The sequence below is a fragment of the Frankia sp. CeD genome (genome assembly GCF_000732115.1).
GTDB classification, from domain to species: Bacteria; Actinomycetota; Actinomycetes; order Frankiales; family Frankiaceae; genus Frankia; species Frankia casuarinae.
Genome location: NZ_JPGU01000114.1, coordinates 1 through 1,690, shown reverse-complemented (window position 1 = coordinate 1,690; position 1,690 = coordinate 1). Strand labels below are relative to the sequence as shown.

1 protein-coding gene is annotated in these 1,690 nt (G+C 71.2%); it reads left to right on the top strand.

Features of this window, described 5'->3' with window-relative positions:
- Positions 1 to 27: 27 nt before the first annotated feature.
- Positions 28 to 1,690: condensation domain-containing protein (locus CED_RS21180; RefSeq protein ID WP_235187276.1), on the top strand; the 1,663-nt coding region annotated here is incomplete at its 3' end.

Below are 1,690 nucleotides of genomic sequence, written 5' to 3'. Positions count from 1 at the left end.
ACCGCGGTGGAGGAGGTGTTGTGTGGTTTGTTTGCGGAGGTGTTGCGGTTGGAGCGGGTCGGGGTCGAGGACAGTTTCTTCGATCTTGGTGGTGACTCTCTGCTCGCGATGCGGCTGATTGCCCGGGTGCGGGGGGCGCTCGGGGCTGAGGTCAGCATCCACGACCTGTTCACGGCGCAGACCCCGGCCGGTGTCGCCAGGCTGGTCGGCGGCGACGGTACCGCTCGTACCGCCCTGGTGGCGGGCCGGCGGCCCGCGGTGCTGCCGCTGTCGTTCGGCCAGGCGCGGATGTGGTTCCTGAACCGGTTGCAGGAGGGCAGCGCGGTCTACAACATGCCGATGGCGCTGCGGCTGCGCGGTGACCTGGACCGGGCGGCGTTGCGCGCGGCGTTGGCCGACGTCGCGACTCGGCACGAGAGCCTGCGGACGGTGTTCCCCGACTCGGATGGGCTGCCCTTCCAGCAGATCCTGGCGGGCGGCCCCGAGCTCGTGGTGCAGGACACCGATGAGCGGGAACTACCCGGCCTGCTGGCGGCCGAGGCGAGTCGTCCGTTCGACGTGCGCCACGAGCTGCCATGGCGGGCGTCCTTGTTCGCGCTGTCCCCGCAGGAGCACATGCTGCTCCTGGTGATGCACCACATCGCGGCCGACGGCTGGTCGATGGGGGTGCTGACCCGCGACCTGTCGGCGGCCTATGCGGCGCGACTGTCCGGTCAGGAACCGTCGTGGGCGCCCTTGCCGGTGCAGTACGCCGACTTCGCGGTCTGGCAGCGCGAAGTGCTCGGCAGTGAGGACGACCCGGACAGCCTGATCAGCAGGCAACTGGCGTACTGGCGGTCGACCCTGGCTGAGCTTCCTGCCGAGCTGACCCTGCCGGTCGACCGCCAGCGCCCGCCCGTGGCCTCCTTCGCCGGCGGCTCGGTGCCGCTGCGGCTCGGCCCGCAGGTGCACGCGCGGCTCACCGGGCTGGCCCAGGACGAGCGGGCCACGCTGTTCATGGTGATGCAGGCGGCGATTGCGGTACTGCTGTCAGGGCTCGGCGCGGGCACCGACATCGCGCTGGGCACCCCGGTGGCCGGTCGCGGCGACGCCGCCGTGGACGATCTGATCGGGTTCTTCGTCAACACGCTGGTGCTGCGCACCGACCTCGGCGGCGACCCGTCCTTTGCCGAGCTGCTCGGCCGGGTGCGGGAGATGAACCTGGCGGCGTACGCCCATCAGGACGTGCCGTTCGAGCGGCTGGTGGAGGAGCTGCAACCGGCCCGCTCGCTGTCCCGGCACCCGCTGTTCCAGGTGATGCTGACCTTCCNGAACACCCACCAGGACGGGGGTTGGGAGCTGCCCGGCCTGTCGGTACGGCCGGAGCGCTCTGGCTCGGACGTGGCCAAGTTCGACCTGTCGTTCAGCCTGGCCGAGAACCGCACTCCCGACGGGGAGCTCGCCGGGATCAGCGGGGCGGTCGGCTACTCGGCCGACCTGTTCGACCAGCGGACGGCCGAGGAGACGGCGAACCGGCTGGTGCGGGTGCTGGAGGCGGTGGCTGCCGATCCCACGCTCCGGGTCAGCCAGGTGCCGCTCCTCGACGAGACCGAGCGGGCCCGGGTGGTGGATGGGTGGAATGAGACGGGGGTGGTGGTGCCGGAGGTGACGTTGTCGGAGTTGTTTGAGGCGCAGGTGCGGCGGAGTCCGG